Source organism: Pseudomonas sp. SB113 (genome assembly GCF_040754745.1).
Classification (GTDB): domain Bacteria; phylum Pseudomonadota; class Gammaproteobacteria; order Pseudomonadales; family Pseudomonadaceae; genus Aquipseudomonas; species Aquipseudomonas grimontii.
Genome location: NZ_JBFMHW010000036.1, coordinates 35538 through 54938 on the forward strand (window position 1 = coordinate 35538; position 19401 = coordinate 54938).

The following is a 19401-nucleotide window of genomic DNA, read 5'->3' on the forward strand; positions in this document are numbered from 1 at the left end:
AAAGGCCCAAAAGTAAGCAAAAGGCCTTCGCCCCAACACTCGGCACCTCGCTTAGGCTCGGTGTGCCCTCACTCCGGCTTTGGAGCGTGGGCCGCCGCGATGGGCCATCCTTGGCCCAGCGCGGCTAACCCGGCGTCCTGCCGGGTTACCCACGCTCCAAAGCCTGCGTTCGGCCAGCGTGTTTGACGGGGCGATTCCAGATCAAAAACAAAGCGAGGCGGCCTTAAAGCCGACCTGATTATTGAAGCGTACGCGGTGTGGCTTCTACTTCCTTGACTGCTGACGAAGTCAGCAATCTTTTGATCTGCTCTGGCTCTGGCTCTGGCTCTGGCTCTGGCTCTGGCTCTGGCTCTGGCTCTGGCTCTGGCTCTGGCTCTGGCTCTGGCTCTGGCTCTGGCTCTGGCTCTGGCTCTGGCTTTTGATCTCAGGCGCCCCGTTAACCACGCTGGCCGAACGCAGGCTTGAATCCGTGGGTAACCCGGCAGGACGCCGGGTTAGCCGTCCTGGGCCAGGGATGGCCCATGACGGCGGCCCACGGATTCAAGCCTGCGTTCGGGCATACCGAGCCTAGGCGAGGTACCGAGTGGTGGGGCAAGAGCCCTTTTGGTTACTTTTGGGGCTCTTTTCCAAAAGTGACCCGCCGTAAGGGCGGAACCTTAAGCAGCCGTTACCGCAGCAACGGATATGTACTCGGTCAAAGCCAACGACATGGTCGGCCCGAAGGCCGCCACGGAAACAAGCTCCCAGCCACAATTCAATCAGCCACACTTTCTGCCGCCCCCACCCCCGTGCTTAAGCCTCTGCACCCCAAAAGGCCCCCTAAAAGCGCACAAACACTGGCCCTGCCCAAGCCTGGCGCGTACCGCAAAGTCTGCTGAGCCCGGCCACCAAAACGGTGGTTTGTATTGAGCGCAGGTCGTTTTAGACGGCATATGCTGATTTCACAGTGGTGTAATGAACCTGTGCTGCAACGAGGCCGACGCGCCGCCAGGGCAGCGAACGCTTGTCACACTCAACGAACTCCAGGACCGCACTCAATGAGCTTTCTTCGTCCCAAATTCATTACGTTCGACTGCTACGGTACGCTGACCAACTTCCATATGGGCACCATGACCCGCGAGCTGTTCGCCGATCGCATCAAGCCTGAGCAAATGGACCAGTTCGTCAAAGACTTCTCGGCCTACCGCCTCGACCAGGTCATGGGCGACTGGCGCCCGTACGATGAAATCCTCAAGACCGCCCTGGCCCGTACCTGCAAACGCTGGGGTATCGACTATCGCGAGGAAGGCCAGCTGTATTACGACGCCGTGCCGACCTGGGGCCCTCATGCAGACGTGCCGGCGGGTCTGTCGAAGATTGCCGACAAGATTCCCCTGGTGATCTTCTCCAATGCCAGCGACAGCCAGATCATGTCCAACGTCGACAAGCTCGGCGCGCCGTTCCACAAGGTGTTCACCGCTGAGCAGGCCCAGGCCTACAAGCCGCGCCTGGCCGCGTTCGAGTTCATGCTCGACAACCTCGGTTGCGGCCCGGAAGACATCTTGCATGTGTCTTCCAGCTTCCGTTACGACCTGATGCCGGCCCATGACATGAAGATCAAAAACAAGGCCTTCGTTGCCCGTGGCCACGAAGTGCCGGCCAACGCGTTCTACGGTTACCAGCAGATCACCGATATCGGTGGGCTGCCGGCGCTGGTCGGTCTGTAACCGCACACCTCTGAGGGTAAGACATGGGCAGTGAATCCTATTGGCTCGACACCGCACCGGCGTTTACCGGTGCCCAGCTGGGCGGCTTGCCCAAGCAGGTCGATGTGGCTGTGGTCGGCGCTGGGTTCACCGGCCTGGCGGCAGCACGGGCGTTGGCGCTCAAGGGCGCCAGCGTGGTGGTGCTCGACGCCGGGCGGGTGATCGGTGAGGCCTCGGGGCGCAACGGTGGGCAGTGCAACACCGGGGTCGCCCAGGATTACGCCGGGTTGCACGCCAGCCTCGGTGCCGCCAAGGCGCGCGCCTATTACCAGGCCTATGAAAGTGCGGTGCAGACGGTGGTGTCACTGGTTGAGCAGGAAGGGATCGCCTGCGACCTGGTGCGCAACGGCAAGCTCAAGCTGGCGGCCAAGCCGATGCACTACGAAGGCCTGGCCCGCACCTGCGAGCTGATCCGCCAGGAGGTGGATGCCGATGTCGAGTTGCTCAGCGCCGAGCAGACCCACGCGGAAGTCAATTCGGCGCAGTTTCATGGCGGCCTGCTGCAACGCAACGGCGTGCAGATGCATGTCGGCCGCTTCGGTGTCGGCTTGGCCGAAGCGGCGGCGCGGCGTGGCGCGATGATTTACGAGCACACCCAGGTCAAGGATTGGAAGGCCCAGGCCGGCGGCTACCAGGTCAACACCGCCAAGGGTTCACTGCATGCCGGGCAAGTCCTGCTGGCCACCGGTGCCTGCCAGCATGGCGACCTCGGCTGGTACCGCCGGCGCATTGTGCCGGTGGGCAGTTTTGTCATCGCCACCGAAGTCTTGCCTCAGACGCTGATCGACCAGTTGCTGCCGCAACATCGGGCCTATGTGACCAGCCGCATGATCGGCAACTACTTTCGCCTGACCCCGGACAACCGCCTGCTGTTTGGTGGACGTGCGCGGTTTGCCATGTCCGACAGCGTCTCCGACGCCAAGAGCGGCAAGGTACTGCAAGCGGCGATGCTGAACATGTTCCCGCAGTTGGCGCACGTGAAGATCGACTACTGCTGGGGCGGCCTGGTGGACATGACGTCCGACCGCCTGCCCCGCGCCGGCCAGCATGGCGGGGTGTTCCACTCCATGGGCTACAGCGGCCATGGCGTGCAGATGTCGGTGCACATGGGCCAGGTGATGGCCGAGGTCATGGCCGGCAATACCGCGGCCAACCCCTGGCGCGAACTGGAATGGCCGGCGATCCCCGGGCATTTCGGCAAGCCGTGGTTCCTGCCGTTCGTGGGGGCTTACTACCGCTTCCAGGACTATTTGCACTGAGTTGCCGTTGTTGCGTCACCGTCGTTTGTGTTTCCAGGACGCTCCGGACATCCGTGAGCACTCGATTCTTCCGATTATCGACAGGTAGCCTTGCTATGACTGACAACAAAAACACCCCCGAACTCATCTCCGGCCAGGACAGCCTGCGGGTGTTCGAAAGTCTCAACCGTGGCATGTCGCGCCGCCACGCCCTGCAAATGCTGGGCGTGGCCGGTGTCGCCGCCGCCGGTGCCGGCAGCCTGTTCGGCGCCGCCGGCAAGCTGTTCGCCGACGAGGCCGCCGTGGCCGGCAAAGGCAAGCCAGGCGGCAAGATCCGCGTGGCCGGCATGTCCAGCTCCACCGCCGATACCCTCGATCCGGCCAAGGGCGCACTGTCCACCGACTATGTGCGTCACTACATGTTCTACAACGGTCTGACCCGCTTCGATAAGCACCTGGTGCCGCAACTGGAGCTGGCCGAGCGTATCGACAACACCGACGCCACCGTCTGGACCATCACCCTGCGCAAGGACGTGACCTTCCACAATGGCAAGGCCCTGACGGCCGCCGACGTGGTGTTCTCCCTGAACCGCCACAAAGACCCGCTGACCGGTTCCAAGGTCATGCCGTTGATGGAGCAGTTCGCCGAGATCAAGGCCAGCGGGCCGAGCGAAGTGCAGATCCGCCTCAGCGCGGCCAACGCCGAGTTGCCGTCGATCCTCGCGGTGTCGCACCTGTTGATCGTCCCCGAGGGCACCAGCGACTTCAGCAAAGGCATCGGCACCGGGCCGTTCACCGTGGGCGAGTTCAAGCCTGGCGTGCGTTCGATTGCGGTGCGCAACAAGAACTACTGGAAACCGGGCCTGCCGTACCTCGACGAGATCGAGTTCATCGCGATTGCCGACGAGCCATCGCGGGTCAATGCGCTGCTGTCGGGCGATGTGCACATGATCAACGAGGTCAACCCGCGCTCCACCACGCGCATCAAGGCCAGCGCCAAGCATCGCGTCGTCGACGCGCCGTCGGGCAACTACACTGACTTGATCATTCGCCAGGACCAACTGCCCGGCAAAAGCCCGGAATTCACCCAGGCCATGAAGCTGCTGCTCGACCGTGAACAGGTCAAGTCCGCAGTATTCCGTGGCTTTGCGGTGGTGGGCAACGACCACCCGATCGCGCCGGGTTCGCGCTACTTCAACACCGACTTGCCGCAGACGGTCTACGACCCGGAAAAAGCCAAGTTCCTGCTGAAGAAAGCCGGCATGGAAAGCATCACCATGCCCGTGATGGCCTCGCCTGCCGCCACCGGTTCGGTGGACATCGCCGTGCTGTTGCAGCAATCGGCCAAACAGGCCGGGCTCAAGCTCGACGTGAACCGCCTGCCGAGCGACGGCTACTGGTCCAACCACTGGATGAAGCACCCGTTGAGCTTCGGCAACATCAACCCACGGCCGAATGCCGACGTGATGTTCTCGCAGTTCTTCCAGTCCAAGGCGCCGTGGAACGAGTCCGGCTGGCAGAACGATCAGTTCGACCAGTTGCTGATGCTGGCCCGTGGCGAAACCGACGACGCCAAGCGCGCCAAGATGTATGGCGACATGCAGACCCTGGTGCACGACCACTGCGGCATCGGCGTGCCGGTGTTCATCAGCAATATCGATGGCGTCGACCAGCGCATCAAAGGCTACGACAGCAACCCACTGGGCGGTTTCATGGGCTACATGTTTGCCGAGCAGGTGTGGTTGGACGCTTGAGGAGGGTCGTGGGATGAATAGCAATACACTGTGGTTGATCGGCCGGCGCTTCGGCGCCGGGGCCTTGACCTTGTTGATCGTGTCCATGGTCGTGTTCGCGATCACGGCGGTACTGCCGGGGGACGCGGCGCAACAATCCCTGGGCCAGTTCGCGACCCCTGAACAGGTGGCGGCCCTGCGCCTGAAACTGGGGTTGGACCAGCCCGGTGTGTTGCGTTACCTGCACTGGTTGATGAGCCTGCTCACCGGCGACATGGGCGTGTCGGTCTCCAACGCCATGCCAGTGGGTGAACTGATGGCGGGCCGGGTGCCCAACACCCTGATGCTGGCGGGCGCCACGGCGCTGGTCTCGGTGCCGGTGGCACTGGTCCTCGGTATCGGCTCGGCGATGGGCCGGGGCGGGCGCATCGACAGCTGCCTGAGCTTCGTCACCCTGGCGATGGTCGCGGTGCCGGAATTCCTGGTGGCGACCCTGGCGGTGCTGATCTTTGCGGTCAACCTCGGTTGGTTGTCGGCACTCTCGTACGCCAGTGACATCAGCTCACCGCTGCAATTTCTGCGCACCTATGCCTTGCCGGTGATGACGCTGTGTTGCGTGATTGTCGCGCAAATGGCGCGCATGACCCGCGCCGCCGTGATCGACCAGCTCGACAGCCCCTACGTGGAAATGGCTCGCCTCAAAGGCGTCAGCCCGATCCGCATCGTGCTGCGCCATGCCTTGCCCAATGCGATCGGGCCGATTGCCAACGCCATCGCCCTGAGCCTGTCGTACCTGTTGGGCGGCGTGGTGATCGTCGAAACCATCTTCAACTACCCCGGCATTGCCAGCTTGATGGTCGATGCGGTGACCAACCGCGACATGGCGCTGGTGCAGGCGTGCACCATGTTGTTTTGCGCGGCTTACCTGGGCCTGGTGCTGCTCGCCGACCTGTGCGCGATCCTGTCCAATCCGAGGCTGAGAAACCAATGAACAACCTCATTGCGAAATCCAAGCCTGTTTCCTCCGCCCTGGCACTCGCCAAGGTGTCCAGCGGCCCGTCGTGGCTGGGGCTGTTGGGTGGCGTGGTGTGCGTCGCCTGGCTGCTGGTTGCGCTGCTCGGCCCGTGGCTGGCGCCTCACCCGGTGGGGGAGGTGGTGTCCGATAACATTTTCGAAGGCTTCAGCCTCGCGCATCCGTTCGGCACCGATTACCTCGGCCGCGACATGCTCAGCCGGGTGCTGGTGGGCGCGCGGTTCACCGTCGGTCTGGCACTGGTGGCGGCGTTACTGGCCAGCATCTTCGGCACCGGCTGTGCGCTGTTGTCGGTGGTCTCGCCCAAGTGGCTGGACGAAATCATCAGCCGCATCATGGACGCCTTTATTTCGATCCCGAGCAAAATGCTCGCGCTGATCATGGTCTCGGCCTTTGGCTCATCGGTGACGTTGCTGATCTGTACGGCCGTGATCAGTTATATCCCCGGCTCGTTCCGCGTCGCCCGCAGCATGGCGGTCAATATCGAAGCGCTGGAGTACGTGCAGGTTGCGCGTACCCGTGGCGAGGGCCGGCTGTACGTGGCGTGCATGGAAATCCTGCCGAACATGCTCAACCCGGTCCTGACCGACCTGGGCCTGCGTTTCGGCTACATCGTGCTGTTGCTCAGCGGCATGAGTTTTCTCGGCCTGGGCGTGCAACCGCCGGATGCCGACCTCGGCTCGCTGGTGCGGGAAAACATCGGCGGCCTTAACCAGGGCGCGCTGGCCATCATCATTCCGGCGCTGGCCATCGGCACGCTGACCATCGGCGTGAATCTGCTGATCGACTATCTGTCGTCGCGACGTAGTCGACGCACGGGAGGCCATTGAAATGACTGAATTGATTCGCGTCGAAGACCTGCGCGTGGTCGCCTGTGGCGAGCGCGGCGAGGTGGAAATCGTCAAGGGCGTGAGCTTTGCGCTGAAAAAAGGTGAAGTGCTGGCGTTGATCGGTGAGTCCGGCTCGGGCAAGACCACCATCGCCCTGGCCTTGCTGGGGTATGCACGGCGTGGCTGTCGTTTGTCCGGCGGGGTGGTGCAGGTCGGCGAGCACGACATGCTCGCCCTGAGCGAACATCAGCTGCAAGGCCTGCGCGGCAACCGTGTGTCCTATATCGCGCAAAGCGCCGCTGCTGCGTTCAACCCGGCCAAACGGCTCATCGACCAGGTGATAGAGGGCGCACTGATCCATGGCCTGGGCACTCGGGCCGAGCTGCACGCCAAGGCCATCGGGCTGTTCCGCGACCTGGCGCTGCCGGGCCCGGAACGCATCGGCCAACGCTACCCGCACCAGGTCTCCGGCGGGCAACTGCAACGGGTGATGGCGGCGATGGCGCTGATCAGCGACCCGCTGCTGGTGGTGCTCGACGAGCCGACCACCGCACTGGACGTGACCACCCAGATCGACGTGCTGCGCGCCTTCAAACGCGTGGTGCGTGAGCGCGGGGCCACGGCGGTGTACGTGTCCCACGACCTGGCGGTGGTGGCGCAAATGGCTGACCAGATCGTGGTGCTCAACGGTGGCCAGATCCTCGAGCAAAGCGCCACCGCACCGCTGCTCAACGCCCCGAGCCACGCCTACACCCGCAGCCTGCTGGCCGCCGCACGGCCCGACACCACCATTCGCCCGCCTTGCGGCGTCGCCGGGGAGGTGCCGCTGCTGACCATCACCGGCCTCACCGCCGGCTACGGCAACAAGAACCTGCACGGCATGCCGTCGATTCGGGTGCTGGAAGACATCGACCTCACCGTGCGCCGTGGCCAGGCCATTGGCGTGATCGGCGAGTCGGGCTCGGGTAAATCCACCCTGGCCCGGGTGGTGGCGGGGTTGTTGACCCCGGCCCTCGGCAGCCTGGCCTTCGACGGGCAACCCTTGGGCGGTAGCCTCGCCGAGCGCACCCCGGAACAATTCCGCCGGATCCAGATGGTGTTCCAGAACGCCGATACCGCGCTCAACCCCATGCACAGCGTGGCGGCCATCATCGGTCGGCCGTTGAAAATGTATTTCGGCCTCAAAGGCGCGGCGCTGCAAACCCGCATCGGCGAACTGCTCGACCTGGTGCGCCTGCCCCGCGACCTTGCCGAACGGCGCCCGAATGAGTTGTCTGGCGGGCAAAAGCAGCGGGTCAACCTGGCCCGCGCGCTGGCGGCCAAACCCGACCTGATCCTCTGTGATGAAGTGACCTCGGCCCTCGACACCGTGGTGGGCGCGGCGATCCTCGAACTGCTGCGCGACCTGCGCCAGCAACTGGGGGTGTCGTACCTGTTTATCAGCCACGACATCTCCACCGTGCGTGCTCTGTGCGATGACATTGTGGTGATGTACAGCGGCCACAAGGTCCAGGCCGGCAGCCGCCAGTCGTTTGCCGAGCCACCGTTCCACCCCTACACCGACCTGTTGATTCACTCGGTGCCCGAGTTGCGCCAGGGCTGGCTGGAAACCTGCGGCACCACGTCCGAGGTGCTGCCAGCGATTGGCGAGCGCGCCAACGTACCGGAACTGTGCACCTTCCTCAATCGCTGCCCGGTGCGCGTCGACGGCCTGTGCAACCGCACCGCGCCGAGCCGTCGCAGGCTGGACAACGGTGGTGAAATCCTGTGCCACCACGACAGCGCCCACTTGCTGAATACCCAGCAGGGCGTGACCACCATGACCTTGGGAGCCTATGCATGAACGGGCGTTTTGTGAGGTTGGCCGAACAGGGCCGGCCGACGGTCAGCCTGACCGTGGATGGCGCCGCCGTCGAAGCCCTGCAGGGCGACACCTTGATGGTCGCGCTGCTGACCCACGGCAACGCGCTGCGCCAGTCGGAATTCGACAGCGGCCGCCGCGCCGGTTTCTGCCTGATGGGCGCGTGCCAGGATTGCTGGGTGTGGACCCGCAGCGGCGAACGCCTGCGCGCGTGTTCCAATGAAGTCCGTGACGGGCTGGACATCGTTACCACACAACCGGAGGCGACATGGCCACTGCACGGGTAGTTATTGTGGGCGCTGGACCGGCCGGCGTGCGTTGCGCCGAAACCCTGCTGGCGGCCGGGATCAAACCGATCCTGATCGATGAAAACCGCCGCGACGGCGGCCAGATCTACCGGCGTCAGCCAGAAGGCTTCACTCGCAACTACGCGACCCTGTACGGCAGCGAAGCCGCCAAGGCCCAGGCCCTGCACCAGAGTTTCGACCGCCTGCGCGACGCCATCGACTACCGCCCCGACACTCTGGTGTGGAACCTCACGCCGGGGCAGCTGTGCTGCGTGAGCCAGGGCCGCCACACCACGGTGGATTACGACGCACTGATCCTCTGCACCGGCGCCACCGACCGTCTGATGCCCATCGAGGGCTGGCAACTGGCGGGCACCTACAGCCTGGGCGGGGCGCAGATCGCCTTGAAAAACCAGGCCGTGTCCATCGGCCATCGCGTGGTGTTCATGGGCAGCGGGCCGTTGCTGTACCTGGTCGCCAGCCAATACGTGAATGCCGGCGCCGAAGTGGCGGCGGTGCTCGACACCTCAGCCTTGAGCCTGCGCCTGAAAGCCCTGCCCAAACTGCTGGCGCGGCCCGGCGTGCTGTTCACCGGGGTCAAGCTGCTGGCGCAACTGTACCGCGCCAAGGTGGCGGTGCACCTGGGGGTCAAGCCGCTGCAAGTCTTGGGCGACGCGGCCAATGGCGTGAGCGGTGTGCGCTTCGCCACGGGCAACGGGCATACCGTCACGGTGCAGGCCGATGCCGTTGCGGTGGGTTATCACCTGCGCCCGGAAACCCAGCTGGGTGACCTGGCCGGTTGTCGCATGGCGTTCGATGCTGCATCGAGCCAATGGTGGCTGGCCACGGATGACGCCGGGCGCACCTCGGTGAAGGGCGTGTACGCGGCCGGTGACGGTGCAAAAATTCGCGGCGCCGATGCCGCCGAGCACGCCGGGCGCCTGGTGGCGCTGGCGCTGCTGGAAGACCTGCAACAGCCGGTCGACGCCGGCCTGCGCGATGAACAACAACAGGCCCTGGCGGTGATGGATCAATTCCGCCTGGGCCTGGCCCAGGCGTTCCCGTGGCCGAGCGAACAGGCCAAGGCGTTGCCGGACAGCGCCATCGTGTGCCGCTGCGAGATGATCAGCGCTGGCGAGCTGCGCCGCACGGTGAAAGAGAAGGGCGCCTGTGAAGTCAACCGCGCCAAGGCATTCAGCCGTGTGGGCATGGGCCGTTGCCAGGGGCGTTATTGCTCCCAGGCCGGGGCCGAAGTGATCGCCGCCGCTGCCGGCGTGCCGGTGCAGGAGGTCGGGCGCCAGCGCGGCCAGGCGCCGGTCAAACCGTTGTCGATGTTGATCACCGAGGAGGTGTCGTCATGAGCGTGCAAAAAGCCGATGTGGTGATTGTCGGCGGAGGTGTGATGGGCTCGGCGACCGCGTTTTTTCTGCGTCGTCGCGGGCAGTCGGTGATCCTGCTGGAGCGCGACCAGATCGGCCAGTACGCCAGTGGTGTGAACTTCGGCAATGTGCGCCGGCAAGGGCGTTTCCTCGGCCAGCTGGCCCTGGCCAACCGCTCGTGGGCGCTGTGGAAACGCCTGCCGGAACTGATCGACGACGACCTGGAATTCATCCCCAGCGGACATATGCGCGTGTGTTACCGCGAAGATGAAATTGCCGAGCTGGAGGCCTACGCCGCCGCACCGGAAGCGCAACAACTGGACCTGAAGATTTATCGCGGCGCCGAACTGCATCAACGCTTCGGCTTCCTCGGCCCGGACGTCAAGGGCGGCTCCTATGCGCCCCACGATGGTCATGCCAACCCGCGCCTGGCCGCGCCTGCGTTTGCCCGCGCCGCCCGGCGCCTGGGCGCGCAGATCGAAGAACGCACCGAAGTGGCCGAGGTGCAGAAGGTCGGCGCCGACTTCCAGGTCACCACCACCGATGGCCGCCAGTTCCACGCCGCGCAACTGTTGATCACCGCCGGCGCCTGGGGCCAGAAGCTCTCGGCGCAGTTTGGCGAACCGGTGCCGCTGGACACCCACGGCCCGCAAATGGCCGTGACCGAGCCGGTGCCTTATGCCTTGCCCACCGTGATCGGCGTGTACACCAAGGTGCCCGAAGAGGTGATCTACTTTCGCCAGATTCCCCGGGGCAATATCGTCATCGGCGGCGGCTACCGCAGCAAGCCGGATATGCTCAACCGCCGCGCCTACGTGGAACCGCGCAGCATCCTCAACCAGGTCAGCCAGATGCGCCGCCTGCTGCCGGGTGTCGGCAACCTGAACATCATCCGCGTGTGGAGTGGCATCGAAGGCTACCTGCCGGACTCGCTGCCGGTGATGGGCCCCAGCGGCACTGTCGACGGGCTGTTCTATGCCTTCGGGTTTTGCGGCCACGGTTTCCAGCTTGGCCCGGGCGTCGGCGATGTGATGGCCGAGCTGCTCGCCACCGGCAGCACCAGTACCCCGATCGAGCCGTTCTCCATCACCCGGTTCGCCCCACCTGCCGAGCAACGGAGCCAGGCCTCATGAAACCCCGCGTATTGGAGATTCTGAAACAGCTGATGGCCTTCGACACCGTGTCATCGGAGTCGAACATGGCCTTGATTGAGTATGTGCGCGACCTGCTGCTGAGCAAGGGCATCGAGTCGCTGATCGTCAAGGACCCAAGCGGCAAGAAAGCCAACCTGTTCGCCAGCACCGGGCCCAAGGAACAGCCCGGCGTGTTGCTGTCCGGGCACACCGACGTGGTGCCGGCGGCGGGGCAGGCCTGGACCTTTCCCGCCTTCGCCGCCACCGTGCAGGACGGGCGCATCTACGGGCGCGGCAGCTGCGACATGAAGGGCTTTATCGCCCTGGCCATCGACGCCATGCTGGATGCCGCCGACCACACGTTAAAACGCCCACTGCAACTGGCCCTGTCCCATGACGAAGAGATCGGCTGCGTCGGCGTGCGGCGCTTGCTCGACGTGCTGCACCTGGCGCCGGTGCGGCCGTTTCTGTGTGTGATCGGTGAGCCGACCAACATGCAGTTTGTACTCGGCCATAAGGGCAAGGGGTCCTACCGCACGTACTGCCGAGGCCAGGAGGCGCATTCATCCCTGGCGCCGCGCTCGGTCAACGCCATCCACGTGGCCTGCGACTTTATCGCCGCCCTGCGTGACAGCCAGCAGCAGTTGCAACGCCATGGCGCCCAGGACAATGACTATGACGTGCCCTACAGCACCGTGCATGTCGGCCAGATTGTCGGCGGCAAGGCGCTGAATATCGTGCCCAACCTGTGCACCCTGGACTTCGAAGTGCGCAACCTGCCGGCGGACGACCTGGACGCGTTCCTGGAGCAGATGCGCGAGCGCGCCGAGGTGATCGTGCGCGAGGCGCAGAAGCTGTCCAGCGTGGCGGCCATCGAGATCGAAACGATCAACGTCTATCCCGGCCTCGACACCCACCCCAGCGTCGAGGCGGTGCGTTTTCTCAAGCAATTCGCCGCGCCGGGTACTGGCACGTCCAAAGTCTCGTTCGGCACCGAAGGTGGCCTGTTCAAGCAGCGCCTGGACGTGCCGGTGGTGGTGTGCGGGCCGGGTTCCATCGAGCAGGCGCACAAGCCCGACGAGTTTATCGAGATCAGCCAGATGGACGCCGGCGAGCGCTTTTTGCAAGGCTTGCTCGGTTCACTGACGGCCTAGCAGAGCCTGCCGTCCTGGGGTGAATTTCAGCACGGCACGCTGCTTTAACCGTGCTTTCGGCATCCTCGTTTGCGGTACCTCCCTAGACTGGAGCGTGTCTCGGATCAGGACTCGACCATGCTCAAAAATCGCTTGCAAGACCCCAGCCTGCTGGCTGAACTCGCCTACGTAGATGGCCAGTGGATCGCTGCCGACAGCGGCGCCACCCTGGACATCCGCGACCCGGCCACCGGCCACTTGATTGCCCAGGTGCCGGCCATGGACGCGGTGGACACCCGCCGCGCCATCGACGCCGCCGAGCGTGCCTGGCCCGCCTGGCGCGCACGCCCGGCTGCCGAACGTGCGGCGCTGTTGGAGCGTTGGTACCAGGCGATGATCGACAACCTCGATGACCTGGCGCTGATCATGACCTGCGAGCAGGGTAAACCGCTGAACGAAGCCCGTGGCGAAGTGCGCTACGGTGCCGGTTTCGTCAAATGGTTCGCCGAGGAAGCGCGCCGGGTCTACGGCGAAACCATGCCCGCACCCAGTGGTGATCGCCGCTTGCTGACCCTCAAGCAACCGGTGGGCGTATGCGCCGCCATCACCCCGTGGAATTTCCCTAACGCGATGATCACGCGCAAATGCGCACCGGCCCTGGCCGCCGGTTGCCCGATCATCGTCAAACCCTCGGACCTCACGCCGCTGTCGGCCCTGGCCCTGGCGGTGCTGGCCGAGCGCGTCGGTATTCCGGCCGGGGTGTTCAATGTGATCACCGGTTTGCCCGCCGGCATCGGCGAAGAGCTGACCGGCAACCCGGCGGTGCGCAAGATTTCCTTTACCGGCTCCACTGCCGTCGGCCGCCTGTTGATGCGCCAGAGCGCCGAGCACATCAAGCGCTTGAGTTTGGAACTGGGTGGCAATGCGCCGTTTATCGTGTTCGATGACGCCGACCTCGAACAGGCGGTGGCCGGGGTGATGCTCAGCAAATTTCGCAACGCCGGGCAAACCTGCGTGTGCGCCAACCGCATCCTGGTGCAGGACGGTATCTATGCGCGTTTCGCGGCGCGGCTGGTGGAAGAGGTGGGCAAGCTCAAGGTCGGCAACGGCCTGGAAGACGGCGTGACCATCGGCCCGCTGATCAACCCCGCGGCGGTGAACAAAGTCGCGCGGCATATCGACGACGCCCTGAGCCAGGGCGCCCAGTTGCTGTGCGGCGCCGTCCCCAGCGGTGACAGCCAGTTCGTGCAGCCCACGGTACTCGGCGATACCCACGCCGGGATGTTGCTGGCCAATGAAGAAACCTTCGGCCCGGTGGCACCGCTGATGCGCTTTACCGACGAAGCCCAGGCCCTCGCCCTGGCCAACGCCACCCCGTACGGCCTGGGCGCCTATTATTTCACCCAGGACCTGCAGCGTTCGTGGCGCTTTGGCGAGGCCCTGGAGTTCGGCATGGTCGGGCTCAACACCGGGATTATCTCGATGGAAGTCGCGCCGTTCGGCGGTATCAAGCAATCGGGCCTGGGACGCGAGGGCAGCAAGTACGGCCTGGACGAATACCTTGAAGTCAAAGCCTTCCATATCGGCGGCTTGAACTGAATTTTTGCGAGGCATGCACCATGAGCAAGGCATTTAGAATCGCCGCGATTGCCGGCGATGGCATCGGCAAGGAAGTGCTGCCCGAAGGGCTGCGGGTACTGGAACAGGCCGCCAGGATCTGGGGCCTGAACCTGAGCATCGAAGTGCTCGACTGGGCCCACTGCGATTACTACCTGGAACACGGGCAGATGATGCCCGAGGACTGGTTCGAGCAGCTCAAGGGCTTTGACGCGATCTACTTCGGCGCCGTGGGCTGGCCGGACAAAGTCCCGGACCATATTTCCCTGTGGGGCTCGCTGCTCAAGTTTCGCCGCGACTTCGACCAGTACGTGAACATCCGCCCGGTGCGGTTGTTCCCCGGCGTGCCATGTCCCCTGGCCGGGCGCGAGCCGGGGGACATCGACTTTGTGGTGATTCGCGAAAACACCGAGGGCGAATATTCTTCGGTGGGCGGCAAGATGTTCGAAGGCACCGAGCATGAATTCGTGCTGCAGGAGTCGGTGTTCACCCGACGCGGCGTCGACCGCATCCTCAAGTTTGCCTTCGACCTGGCCCAGACGCGTCCGCGTAAGAAGCTGACGGCGGCGACCAAGTCCAATGGGATTTCCATCAGCATGCCTTACTGGGATGAGCGCACGGCATTGATGGCGGCGAACTATCCCGAGGTAACGTGGGACAAGCAGCACATCGATATTTTGTGTGCGCGGTTTGTGCTGCAGCCGGACCGGTTTGATGTGGTGGTGGCGTCGAATCTGTTTGGCGACATTCTGTCGGACCTGGGGCCGGCGTGTGCGGGAACCATCGGGATTGCGCCGTCGGCGAATCTGGATCCGGAGCGGCGGTTTCCGTCGTTGTTCGAGCCTGTGCATGGGTCGGCGCCGGATATTTATGGGCAGAACATTGCGAATCCGATTGCGATGATCTGGTCGGGGGCGTTGATGTTGGACTTTTTGGGCAATGGGGATGGGCGGTATCAGGCGGCGCATGATGGGATATTGCGGGCGATTGAGGCGGTGATTGCGGAGGGGGTGGTCACGCCGGATTTGGGCGGGCAGGGATCGACTCAGGATGTGGGATTGGCAATTGCGACGCGGTTGGCTGAGGCGAATTGATCAAAACGCGGCGGCCTTATAGCCGACCGGCGTTGTGCCTGGTGTACTGGGTTAAAACTGTGGGAGGGGCGGTGCGACGATTCGACTTGCCCCCGATGGCAGTGGGTCAGCCAAAGATGCATCAACTGACACGCCTTCATCGGGCATGGGTAACTACACAACTTTTCAGCCTCTGACAAATCTCCCTGTGGCGAGCGGGCTTGTCCCGCGTTGGGCTGCGTAGCAGCCCCCAGTAAAGCAGAATGCGGTGTATCAGAAACTCCATAGCGGCTGTTTTGGGGCCGCTACGCGGCACAACGCGGGACAAGCCCGCTCGCCACAGGGGAACTCGCCAGTCTCTGGAAATTGTGTAGATACCTATGCTCATCGGGGGCAAGTCGTTACCCCAGAAACGCATATGTACTCAGTACCCCCGCAACCGATCCACTTCCCCCACCATCTCATCCCCCCGCTCAAACCGCCGAATATTCTCCAACAACACCCCAAACGCACTCTCCGGCTGCGTCATCGCCGCAATATGCGGCGTCAACAACACCTGCGGATGCTCCCAAAACGGATGCTCCGGCGCCGCCGGCTCCTCCCGAAGCACATCCAGCACCGCACCACTCAACTGCCCACTCTCCAGCGCCTCGAGCAAATCCTCTTCAACCAGGTGCCCCCCACGGCCCATATTCACCAACCCCGCCCCCGGTGGCAGTTGCGCAAACAAGCGCCGATCCAGAATCCCCTGGGTCTGCTCCGTCAACGGCAGCACACACAGCAAAATATCGCACTGGCTAAGAAACGCCGGCAGTTGCGCTTCCCCCGCATAACACTCCACCCCCGGCACGCGGTGAGCACTGCGCGCCCACCCCGACAACGCAAAGCCCAGCGGCGCCAAGGTCGCCAGAATCTGCTGCGCCTGGGCACCCAAGCCCATCACCCCGACACGCCGGTTCGCGGCCGGCTGCAGCAGGTGCGCCTGCCAACAGCGCGCCACCTGCTGCTGGCGGTAGCGCAGCATGTCGCGGTGCAGGCTGAGCACCGCCCAACTGGCGTACTCGCACATGCCGCGGGTGATGCCCGGATCCAGCAGGCGCACCACCGGCAGGCCCGCAGGCAAACGGTCCAGGTCCAGTTGATCGACACCGGCCGACAACGCAAACAACACCTTCAGGTTGGGCAGCACGCGGGCCAGATCTTCCGGTGCCTGCCAGGCGGCCAGGTAGTCGACCTCGGCGGGGTTGCCGATGTCGGGCCAGGTGCGCCATTCGATATCCGGTGCGTGTTTGGCGAACAGTGCCTGCCAGTGTCGGCCGCGCACCGGGTCAGCTTTGTAGAGCAAGGCCATGGGCATTTCCTGCTGGATGAAGGTAGCGATCATCATCCCCCAAGCCCGGCGCAGGATCTGTTGAAACGCGGGGCGAAAACAGTTGATCCGAATTTCTCACGGGGCAAGTTCGGCGTAGTTGGTTGCCCGCAGGCCGTACTCTGGACTGCATCGCAACCACCTTCCGGTTGCCGGACTCACGATGGGAAATGCCATGAATAGCAAAGTCGACGAAACCCCTCATTTGCTCCGTCAGCGCGAGCAGTTCGTGCCCCGTGGCCTGGTGACCGCGCACCCGCTGGTGATCGACCGCGCCCAGGGCGCCGAATTGTGGGACGTGGATGGCAAGCGTTACCTGGACTTCGTCGGCGGTATCGGCGTGCTCAACATCGGCCATAACCACCCCAAGGTGGTCGCCGCCGTGCAGGCCCAGTTGCAGAAGGTCTCCCATGCCTGCTTCCAGGTGGTGGCCTACCAGCCTTACCTCGACCTGGCCCAGCGCCTGTGTGAAATGATCGGCGGCCAGGACGCGTATAAAGCGGCGTTCTTCACCTCCGGCGCCGAGGCGGTGGAAAATGCGGTGAAGATCGCCCGTGCCCATACCAATCGCTCGGCGGTCATCGCCTTCCGTGGTGGTTTCCACGGGCGCACGTTGCTGGGCACCACGCTCACCGGCATGAGCCAACCCTACAAGCAGAACTTCGGGCCGTTTGCGCCGGAGGTGTTCCACACCCCGTACCCAAATGCTTATCGCGGCGTGACCAGCGACATCGCGCTCAAGGCCCTGGATGAGTTGCTGGCGACCCAGGTAGCGCCGGAGCGGGTGGCCGCGATCATCATCGAGCCGGTGCAGGGCGACGGCGGTTTCCTCACCGCACCCGCTGAGTTTCTCCAGGCGCTGCGGGCGTTGGCCGACAAGCATGGCATCGTGCTGATCCTCGACGAAATCCAGACCGGCTTCGGTCGCACCGGCACCTGGTTCGGTTTCCAGCACGCGGGTATCCAGCCCGACCTGGTCACCGTGGCCAAGAGCCTGGCCGGCGGCTTGCCGTTGTCCGGCGTAGTCGGCAAGGCGCACATCATGGATGCACCACTGCCCGGCGGGCTCGGCGGCACCTACGGCGGTAATGCGCTGGCCTGTGCGGCGGCGCTGGCGGTGATCGATGCGTTCGAGCAGGAGCAGTTGCTGGCGCGCAGCCAAGTACTGGGCGAGCGCCTGCGCCAGGGGTTGCTCGGCCTGCAGGCGCGCTACTCGCGCATCGGTGATGTGCGCGGCACCGGCTTTATGTTGGCGATGGAATTGATCAAGGATGACCCGGCCCGCACCCCGGATGCCGACCTCAATCAACGGCTGATCGATGAAGCCCGGGCCGGTGGTTTGCTGGTGATCAAATGCGGGGTACATCGCAATGTGCTGCGTTTCCTCGCGCCGTTGGTGACCACCGAAGCCCAGGTCGACGAAGCGCTGAAAATCCTCGACGGTGCCTTGGCACGGGTCTTGAACTGAGGCTGTGCCCGCTACGGGCGAACTGCATCATTGGAGGCTTGACCCCACATGGGACTGACAGATTATCGAGCGTTGCTGATCGATTGCGATGAAGTGCTGGTGGATCGCGATTCCGGGGTGTGGGCGGCGTTGCAGCCGCTGCTCGACAGCCGTGGCGGGCAGCCGGTCAAGGATCAGGTGCTGGCCGAATTCAACGCGCAGGTCGCCCAGCTCTACCCGCGCTTCGCCGAGTTGGGCTTCAGTGGCGTGTTGTGTTTTGCCCATCGCCAGTTGGCCGAGAGCTGGGGGCTGCACGCCAGTTGGGAGGAGGGCATGAGCTTTGCCCGTTCGGCGGGCAATTGGTCGTTGTTCGAGGATGCACCGGGGGCGATGCTGTACCTGCGCAAGTTCTACCGGCTGCTGGTGCGTGGCGACCGCGATGCCGAGGATCGCGGGGTGTTGTGCGAGCGATTGGGGATTGCACCGGAAGATTTCATTTCCCTGGCCGAAGACCCGCAATGGCTCACGGACCAGGGCGAGCAACTGCAACCGGTGCTGCATGTCACGCGACCGTCGGTCGGTGCACACGCGGCGCTGGACCGCTGTTTGATCGGCCGCCACCGGGCGCGGCAGCCTTCGCCTTGCGCGGCGGACTACTGCATCAACAGCATGGCGGATCTGGTGGCGCAGCATCAGCTGTCTTTACGGCGCTGATTTTGCTAGAAGATTGTCTTACAAACGGCAGTCAAGAGGTACGCAATGGAAGGGCAAGTCAAGCTGGACCGGATCGACATCAGTATTCTGGTTGAATTGCAAAAAGACGGCCGGATGACCAATGTCAGCCTCGCCGACGCCGTGGGCCTGTCCGCCAGCCCGTGCCTGCAACGGGTCAAGCGGCTGGAGTCGGCCGGGTATATTTCCAGCTACAAGGCGCACTTGAACCTGGCCAAGATCACCGACTCGGTCACGGTGTTTACCGAGATCACCCTCAGCGACCACAAGCGTGAAGACTTCGCCAAATTCGAATCGAATATCCGCCTGGTGGACGAAGTGCTTGAGTGTCACCTGATCAGTGGTGGCTACGACTACCTGGTGCGTTTCATGACCCGCAGCATCCAGCACTATCAGGAAGTGGTCGAGAGCCTGCTGGACAAGAATATCGGTATCTCCAAGTACTTCAGCTACATCGTGATCAAGTCGCCGGTGCTCAAGGATGGCGTGCCGTTGCGCAAACTGCTGCGGCACTGACCCACGCTCGCTTTCCTGTGGGAGGGGGCTTGCTCCCGATGGCGGCCTCTGGGCCGACTATTTTTTGGATTGGACCGGGTACATATCCGTTGCTGCGGTAACGGCCGCTATGGGTTCCGCCCTTACGGCGGCTCACTTTTGAACAGCGTGTACGGACCGGACACATGGTTGACGGGTGTGCGGGGACATGGTGGACACTTTCCAGCGAGCCAATTTCGCCGGAAAGCCATCATGCCCTGGACCACGAGAGATGCCATGAGCCTGAAAGAAGAGTT

General features: G+C 63.9%; 16 protein-coding genes. 15 read left to right on the top strand and 1 reads right to left on the bottom strand.

The features are described from left to right. The first annotated feature begins 1037 nt into the window (after window positions 1–1037). The 12 genes from AB1462_RS29170 (at window position 1038) to AB1462_RS29225 (ending at window position 15083) form a co-directional block, all read left to right on the top strand. On the top strand, window positions 1038–1706 hold the full coding sequence (locus tag AB1462_RS29170) for a haloacid dehalogenase type II (protein WP_090406246.1): 669 nt from the start codon (window positions 1038–1040) through the stop codon (window positions 1704–1706). Window positions 1707–1729: 23 nt separating this feature from the next. After that, a complete protein-coding gene (locus tag AB1462_RS29175; protein ID WP_259194956.1) occupies window positions 1730–3004 on the top strand; it encodes an FAD-binding oxidoreductase in 1275 nt (424 codons plus the stop codon). Between the two features lie 95 nt (window positions 3005–3099). Beyond that, entirely contained in the window at window positions 3100–4737 is a 1638-nt protein-coding gene (locus AB1462_RS29180) for an ABC transporter substrate-binding protein (protein WP_259194957.1), read from the top strand. Between the two features lie 13 nt (window positions 4738–4750). Continuing rightward, entirely contained in the window at window positions 4751–5707 is a 957-nt protein-coding gene (locus tag AB1462_RS29185; RefSeq protein ID WP_090406235.1) for an ABC transporter permease, read from the top strand. Beyond that, window positions 5704–6579 carry an ABC transporter permease gene (locus AB1462_RS29190; RefSeq protein WP_090406232.1) on the top strand — a complete coding sequence of 292 codons (876 nt, stop codon included), beginning with the start codon at window positions 5704–5706 and terminating at the stop codon, window positions 6577–6579. Before AB1462_RS29185 ends, AB1462_RS29190 begins: the two co-directional genes overlap by 4 nt. Window position 6580: 1 nt before the next feature. After that, on the top strand, window positions 6581–8422 hold the full coding sequence (locus AB1462_RS29195; protein WP_259194958.1) for an ABC transporter ATP-binding protein: 1842 nt from the start codon (window positions 6581–6583) through the stop codon (window positions 8420–8422). Further along, entirely contained in the window at window positions 8419–8727 is a 309-nt protein-coding gene (locus AB1462_RS29200) for a (2Fe-2S)-binding protein (RefSeq protein WP_259194959.1), read from the top strand. Before AB1462_RS29195 ends, AB1462_RS29200 begins: the two co-directional genes overlap by 4 nt. Beyond that, window positions 8709–10088, top strand: a complete 1380-nt coding sequence (locus tag AB1462_RS29205; RefSeq protein WP_367248692.1) for an FAD-dependent oxidoreductase — start codon at window positions 8709–8711, stop codon at window positions 10086–10088. The genes AB1462_RS29200 and AB1462_RS29205 overlap by 19 nt, the downstream gene beginning before the upstream one ends. After that, on the top strand, window positions 10085–11239 hold the full coding sequence (locus tag AB1462_RS29210; protein ID WP_053138833.1) for an FAD-binding oxidoreductase: 1155 nt from the start codon (window positions 10085–10087) through the stop codon (window positions 11237–11239). The genes AB1462_RS29205 and AB1462_RS29210 overlap by 4 nt, the downstream gene beginning before the upstream one ends. Next, entirely contained in the window at window positions 11236–12393 is a 1158-nt protein-coding gene (gene argE / locus AB1462_RS29215; protein WP_090406216.1) for an acetylornithine deacetylase, read from the top strand. Before AB1462_RS29210 ends, argE begins: the two co-directional genes overlap by 4 nt. Before the next feature lie 117 nt (window positions 12394–12510). Next, window positions 12511–13971 (top strand): NAD-dependent succinate-semialdehyde dehydrogenase, encoded by a 1461-nt coding sequence (locus tag AB1462_RS29220; RefSeq protein WP_367248694.1) that lies wholly within the window; start codon window positions 12511–12513, stop codon window positions 13969–13971. A 20-nt stretch (window positions 13972–13991) separates the two neighbouring features. Beyond that, complete coding sequence (locus AB1462_RS29225) at window positions 13992–15083, top strand: tartrate dehydrogenase (protein ID WP_259194963.1); 1092 nt, start codon at window positions 13992–13994, stop codon at window positions 15081–15083. Between the two features lie 403 nt (window positions 15084–15486). On the opposite strand, the gene AB1462_RS29230 is transcribed toward AB1462_RS29225, so the two are convergent. Next, entirely contained in the window at window positions 15487–16413 is a 927-nt protein-coding gene (locus AB1462_RS29230; protein ID WP_090410066.1) for a glyoxylate/hydroxypyruvate reductase A, read from the bottom strand. A 193-nt stretch (window positions 16414–16606) separates the two neighbouring features. On the opposite strand from AB1462_RS29230, the gene gabT reads away from it, so the two are divergent. Genes gabT through AB1462_RS29245 form a run of 3 tightly spaced genes read left to right on the top strand, consistent with a single transcriptional unit; the run spans window position 16607 to window position 19126 of the window. Beyond that, window positions 16607–17899: a 4-aminobutyrate--2-oxoglutarate transaminase gene (gene gabT / locus AB1462_RS29235; protein WP_090406208.1), complete on the top strand. Its 1293-nt coding sequence runs from the start codon at window positions 16607–16609 to the stop codon at window positions 17897–17899. Between the two features lie 48 nt (window positions 17900–17947). Then, window positions 17948–18592 carry a 2-haloalkanoic acid dehalogenase gene (locus AB1462_RS29240; protein WP_367248697.1) on the top strand — a complete coding sequence of 215 codons (645 nt, stop codon included), beginning with the start codon at window positions 17948–17950 and terminating at the stop codon, window positions 18590–18592. A gap of 45 nt (window positions 18593–18637) precedes the next feature. Next, the gene (locus AB1462_RS29245) at window positions 18638–19126 is read left to right on the top strand and encodes an Lrp/AsnC family transcriptional regulator (protein WP_010449292.1); all 489 of its coding nucleotides are present in this window, start codon (window positions 18638–18640) and stop codon (window positions 19124–19126) included. Window positions 19127–19401: the final 275 nt, after the last annotated feature.